This window comes from Oleiphilus sp. HI0080 (assembly GCF_001635135.1).
Genome location: NZ_LWFU01000964.1, coordinates 1 through 5,381, shown reverse-complemented (window position 1 = coordinate 5,381; position 5,381 = coordinate 1). Strand labels below are relative to the sequence as shown.

Below are 5,381 nucleotides of genomic sequence, written 5' to 3'. Positions count from 1 at the left end.
ACACCATTGCCCATAGGCTGAGTCATGTAGACTTTATCGGCGCGTTCTTTTTCCCATTTAAAAACAGATTCTAAAGGAAGCGTCACGTTCTGAATTGCAGTCATAATCGGTTGAATGCCTTTATTTGAATTGTTAGTTGTCGAAAACTGTTAACTTTCCGAAAGTATCGCGAATGATAAAAGGACTCGTTAAAAATTGAAACAAGCAATTTAAATGTTCCGCACATTTTCGAGCTACGGCAAGCCTATTCGCTTGAGATTAATCCCAAACAATCGGTTTCTTCTGTTTTTGCCAGCCAGTCACTCTATTCTCATAATACTTCTCAATGACATCGCGCTTGATCTTCATTGTTGGCGTAAGGAAATCATTTTCGATACCCCAAGTATCACTAACGATAACAATAAACTGCAGTGCCTCGTGATGATCAACGCGTGAATTCACTTTTTGGATTAGCGCTTCAATTGCTGGCTCAAGTTTTTCTCTCAAAGAAGGGTCTTTGTGCTGCCCTTGAAATTGCTCCGACAATACAGCCATCGCATAAGGCTGAGGACATTCAGCGCCGGCAACACATACAACTTCCAGAGCGTCTGAGGCCATCAACATATTCTCAATTGGTGCTGGCGCGACATATTTACCCTTACTGGTTTTAAAGATCTCCTTGATACGTCCGGTGATCTTCAAGCGGCCCAGCTCGTCTATCTCGCCCTTATCGCCGGTTAGCAAGAAACCGTCTTCTGTAAATGACTCACGTGTCTTCTCATCATCTTTGTAATAGCCCATCATAGAGGCGGGGCTGCGTATCTCGATCTCACCTTTCTCAGAAATTCGCTGCTCGACTCCCGGCAAGGGCTCCCCCACATACCCGACGCGAGATCTTCCAGGTAACGAAATATGNGAGTAAGCAAAATTCTCTGACATCCCATATCCTTCCATTAGCTCGAGCCCTAAACCGCGATACCAATTAATGATCTCACCAGACAACGGTGCAGATCCGCTAACGGCAAAGTGGCAATGATCAAGCCCCAGATTTTTAAGGACTTTCTTTTTCACGATAGATGAAAGGATTGGAATACTAAGGAGAAACTTCAGCTTCTCGGGCGGCATCTTTTGAAAAACGCCCAATTGAAACTTGGCCCATAACCTCGGAACAGAAATAAACACTGTCGGGCGAGCTCGTTGTAAATCTTGCAGAAATGTATCCAACGCTTCAGCAAAATACACATGAAAGCCAATATGGAGAGAGGCCTGCTCTACGGCATACCTTTCAAAAACGTGCGCTAAAGGCAAGTAAGAGAGCATGCGCTCCGTATCTTTCATCTCTAGCGCCTCTGCCACGCCTTTCGCTGCAATGGCCATCGCCTCGAATGAAACCATCACGCCTTTCGGCTTTCCGGTGCTGCCTGAGGTGTACACGATAGTAGCTAGCTCTTGCGCATCCCTCTGAGTTTCCTCTTTTAAAGGCGCATGATCAGTGACGATCTCATCCCAACTTGGGAAGTCGTTCTCTGGGCTTAGAGGATAGGAAATACATGGAAGATCGGCGGGTACCCCGGGTTTCATCTCGTCCCATTCATCGAGCTTACCAACGAACAGAATCTTGGAATCACTGTGCTCGAGAATATAGCGAACGGTTTCAGAATTAAGCGTGGGGTAAAGCGGGACTGTCACGTGGCCCGCCATCCATATCGCCAAATCAGTCATAATCCAGTGCGCACAATTCTTAGAAAGAATGGCAATGTTACTCTTAGGAGGTAACTCAAGAGATTTAAGATACGAAGCCATGCGGCGTGCTTCGCCGACTGCTCGGTTCCAAGTATATTCTTGAACCTGACCTTCCCCCATCGGTTGCGTCAGATACAATTCATCGGCTTTCGCCCTTTCCCACTTGTAAGCCTGCTCCAACGGCAACGAAAGTTTTGAACCCACACCCATGCGACCCTTCCTTTGTTTATTATTTGAATAGAGATGTACGATGCACCCTCATAATAAAAGCACTAAAAGAAAAAAGATATGCCTTCTGCGCAGCTTAAACGCAATCTAAAACTGAAAACAAACAAGCTAAGAAAAGCGTGATTTTTAACCGCAAACTTGAGATGCGAACAAACATCGACTATATCACTGTTTAGGTTTGTCTTTTTGGTAACCTGTACCTGTAAATTAATAACAATAAAACCATAAGCTTAAGGAGAGGATATGAACCACTCTCAGTTCGTATCAGCGGAGCATATGGATACTTTGCAGTCGCCATACACGTGTATCAGGTGTGGTGAAGGATCTATGATTTCAGCCGTTCAAGAAGGTGAGCCAGACTACACAGATAACTATTTGTGTTTGAAGTGCCATCACCACGACAACATTCCGACCAACGGAATTTTGTTGAGCCAGCTAATGACTAGCCTGATTGGCTTGTCCCTTAGCCTTTATCTTTTATATGAATACGTTTTAAGCAGCAGTGATACAAGCGTGACACAAGTTGAAACTACGGCGCTCACACTTGTTGTTAGTGGCTTTGTTATCGGCTTCGTTTATGTTCTTTACAAGGCAGCGATTGGCTATCGACTTCGCAAATCCTACTTAAAGAACTAAGAGTATTGCGCTTAAAGCGAGCAACACAAGCAACAAGAAAAGCGGTCTTGCTGAAGAGTTGCGGATATAGCGTGAGCGGTCAATCGGTGAGCGATGATAAAAATCGCTTCGTTGAAACTCTCCTATGTCGTCTTGATAGCGCACCGCAAGCATCGGAGCCTTGAGCTGCACATTGCGACTGCGCGCTTGTCGCACAACATGCTCAATGATCAGCTCTGCACCATTCGACTCCGCACCCACATCGCTGATCATTTCAATCGACAAGGTATCCGCAGAAAGCACAAGTGATTCAGCTTGATGCATATCGCCAAGGATGCGGGATACTTTTTCAGGCTCACTCTGAGAAACGGCATCCGGCGTTAAATCAGTTACCCCTCCCTCTTGATCAATAAGAAAAGCGCATGCAGAGCCAGACAGACATAATTCGTAATGAAATGAGTCGAAGCGACAAGCTAAAACAGAAACTTTACCTTCACCACTCTGGAGAATGGATTGAACACCCGTATTTAAGTGGGTTGTTAACGAGGCTTGAGTAGCAAGGCAAACTGGGCCTCCCTGCTCTACATCGTTACGAATAGCACTCAAAATGTCGTCCGCTGAAATAGACTCTACATTCTCAACATGCACAATCACCCAAGCACCCCATTCGGAGCTTTCCCAAAACGCAGTATCGACTAAGCCAGATTTAGCGAGCCGTGTCGTATGTATGTGAGAGTCGAGCATTTTCTTACCGAAGATATATGAACAATTTCGAACGCGCGAAGAGTAGCAGCGAACAAGACAGAAGCACAGAGCTAAGCCTTACCGTGGGATTAAATTAAATAACTTTAGTGGAATATGTAGAAAAGGGGGGGGGGAAACAAAATGAGCGCCACTTCGGCGCCCGCATTCTCTTTTGGTAAAAAATGTCAGATTAAATGACGAACGATTAGTGGGTTCCCACCAACTTGGCTTCATCAAGCATCGCAAGCACAACCTTGTCTGACATGACGCTTTCTCTGGAAACAACTTGCTGCTTTTCTTCTACCAAAATCACCTCTTCATCAAGCTCTTTCACTTGCTCTAGAAAACGCTCCGTGATTAAAGACTCCGGGATTGGCGTTCGCAGCACAGGAATCTGTTCCGCAGCATCAGCAGTAGACGCTTTGTACTTTGTCAGATCGACAGCAGGAGCAATCGCGGAAATATGGTCATTGCCGGCGTCGGATCGATAATAGCTTTCAACTTCCTGCTCACCTACCGAGCGAAAAGCCTTGATCTCAACTTCAGATTTACCCGAATCTTCGAAGAAGCCACCAATGTAGTCATCTAGAATATCTAGAGCCGAACCTGCCTGCTCAGCCTTCTCCGGGACACTCCCTGAAATCTGAGCAGATACATGCGATGCACCTTGTCTAGCATCAACAGCAGACTCGACGCTTTCTTTTTTCGCCAGTGGCTCGTCACTGATACCTGGCGAAAGACTTCTGGCTGACGATTCCCGAGATATAAAAGGCTCTTTACGTTGAACTTCATCAGACGTACCGCTAGTTAAACCTTGCGGAGTGACGACAGCAGAAGCCGAAAAGCCGGACAAAGCTTCTTCGGTAAAACGATCGACTTGAAGCTTATATTGTCGGGCAACTTGCCAAGCAAGCATCGCTGACAGAACGGCTACACACACCTCAAGCATATGAATAACTAAACTCATGGACATACTCTGCTCTTCCCAAGTTGTACAAAACGACACACTTCAACAGCGATAGACGCTGAGACGCTTTTGTGGACGATTTATTCTTTTATAGTAGTTATGTAAGAGTGACTTTTTTATAAGGTGGGCATTGACGAAGGCGAAAAATTCACCGTCTAAACCGTTGTCACTTCTGAGCTGTTTCTCAACTACAACAAACTAGAAAAACATTATACGTAAGTTATCGTAACAAACTGTGATTAATTGTCCATTTTGTCGACAGAATCTTTCCAATTATTCATCAACAGGTTGCTGGACAAGACGATCAAGTCGCGCAATCTCTTCAGCAATACTCAAATGTACCCGCTGCATCAGCTCGGTAACGTCCTCTTTCGTTAGTCCTTTGGTTTCAATTGGCGGCAAAAGACTAATTCTAACAGTACCTGATGCGCGCTCATTTAGTTTTAATCGACCAGAGTAAGTGCTTGAAACAACAGGGTATATTGGGCACTGCGCTTGAATCGCAATATGAAAAGCCCCCTTTTTGAAGGCACCAAGCCCTCGCCCAAGATTACGAGTACCTTCCGGAAACACCCAAATTGAACGCTCGTCTTCGATGATCGCGGCTCGTACCTGATCCATTGCATCAATAGACTGCTTTGCGTTAGTGCGATCGATCATGACATTACCTGCGAGCCAATACACCTGACCGAAAAATGGAATCCACTTCAGGGAACTTTTTCCGATGCTTGCGGTGCGTAATGGCACCAAGCCGCCGAGAACAAAAAGATCAAGATTTGACTGATGATTCGCGACAACAACGCTTTGACTCAAACCATTCAGTCGCTCGGGATGCTCAACAATCACCTCTAGCCCCAGAATCTTCAGCCCACCATAGCTGAAAGCGCGCGCTGCAAAGCGATTATTGTTCGGATTAAACGGCCGAAAAAGGCAAACAAGAGCACAAAAAATCGCGACGATCACAAAGTAAATGGCAAACACGGAAACGCGAAAAAAAACTAGCATATGGAGTCAACGATCTTTTAGATAACAGAGGAAAACACAGTATAGCCCGAATGGCTGCAGCTCTGTGCGATTATCGTTATTTTATATATTTAACGACTTT

The 5,381-nt window shown here is 45.3% G+C and carries 5 protein-coding genes; 1 reads left to right on the top strand and 4 read right to left on the bottom strand.

Annotated elements, in window-relative coordinates; translation table 11 throughout:
• Positions 1-258: 258 nt before the first annotated feature.
• The gene (locus A3751_RS18605; protein WP_068458527.1) at positions 259-1,932 is read right to left on the bottom strand and encodes an AMP-binding protein; all 1,674 of its coding nucleotides are present in this window, start codon (positions 1,930-1,932) and stop codon (positions 259-261) included.
• Between the two features lie 261 nt (positions 1,933-2,193).
• Between A3751_RS18605 and A3751_RS18600 the strand changes: the two genes are divergently transcribed.
• Positions 2,194-2,586, top strand: coding sequence for a hypothetical protein (locus A3751_RS18600; protein ID WP_068465926.1), 393 nt, complete (start codon positions 2,194-2,196; stop codon positions 2,584-2,586).
• Here the strand turns inward: A3751_RS18600 and A3751_RS18595 are convergent.
• From A3751_RS18595 to A3751_RS18585, 3 genes are all read right to left on the bottom strand, one after another.
• Positions 2,575-3,309, bottom strand: coding sequence for a hypothetical protein (locus tag A3751_RS18595; protein WP_068458525.1), 735 nt, complete (start codon positions 3,307-3,309; stop codon positions 2,575-2,577). The genes A3751_RS18600 and A3751_RS18595 overlap by 12 nt on opposite strands.
• Before the next feature lie 205 nt (positions 3,310-3,514).
• Positions 3,515-4,276: a hypothetical protein gene (locus A3751_RS18590; RefSeq protein WP_068458524.1), complete on the bottom strand. Its 762-nt coding sequence runs from the start codon at positions 4,274-4,276 to the stop codon at positions 3,515-3,517.
• A gap of 273 nt (positions 4,277-4,549) precedes the next feature.
• A complete protein-coding gene (locus A3751_RS18585) occupies positions 4,550-5,281 on the bottom strand; it encodes a 1-acyl-sn-glycerol-3-phosphate acyltransferase (protein ID WP_068458523.1) in 732 nt (243 codons plus the stop codon).
• Between the last annotated feature and the right edge of the window lie 100 nt (positions 5,282-5,381).

What these genes read in the sequence shown, in the direction of transcription:
- A3751_RS18600 (WP_068465926.1), top strand. Translation starts at nt 2,194, where the DNA reads ATGAACCACTCTCAGTTCGTATCAGCGGAGCATATGGATACTTTGCAG.
- A3751_RS18595 (WP_068458525.1), bottom strand. Translation starts at nt 3,309, where the DNA reads ATGCTCGACTCTCACATACATACGACACGGCTCGCTAAATCTGGCTTA.
- A3751_RS18590 (WP_068458524.1), bottom strand. Translation starts at nt 4,276, where the DNA reads ATGAGTTTAGTTATTCATATGCTTGAGGTGTGTGTAGCCGTTCTGTCA.
- A3751_RS18585 (WP_068458523.1), bottom strand. Translation starts at nt 5,281, where the DNA reads ATGCTAGTTTTTTTTCGCGTTTCCGTGTTTGCCATTTACTTTGTGATC.